The following is a 402-nucleotide window of genomic DNA, read 5'->3' as shown; positions in this document are numbered from 1 at the left end:
CCTCGCACGGGATCGTAACTCGCCGGTTCATTCTACAAAAGGCACGCCATCACCCGTTAACGGGCTCTGACTATTTGTAGGCACACGGTTTCAGGATCTCTTTCACTCCCCTTCCGGGGTGCTTTTCACCTTTCCCTCACGGTACTCGTTCACTATCGATCACTAGGGAGTATTTAGCCTTGGGAGATGGTCCTCCCGGATTCCGACGGAATTTCACGTGTTCCGCCGTACTCAGGATACATTCAAGAGAGAACGAAATTTCGACTACGGGGTTGTTACCCTCTGTGACGAGCCTTTCCAGACTGCTTCGTCTACCTCGTTCCTTTGTAACTCCGTATAGAATGTCCTACAACCCCAAGAGGCAAGCCTCTTGGTTTGGGCTAGATTCCGTTTCGCTCGCCG

At 52.0% G+C, this 402-nt stretch carries 1 rRNA gene; it reads right to left on the bottom strand.

The features are described 5' to 3' along the window. Positions 1-402: ribosomal RNA gene (locus KFD70_RS29285) — 23S ribosomal RNA — on the bottom strand; the annotation flags it as partial.

This window comes from Bacillus pfraonensis (assembly GCF_050768835.1).
Classification (GTDB): domain Bacteria; phylum Bacillota; class Bacilli; order Bacillales; family Bacillaceae_G; genus Bacillus_A; species Bacillus_A pfraonensis.
This window is presented reverse-complemented; position numbering and strand designations above follow the sequence as displayed.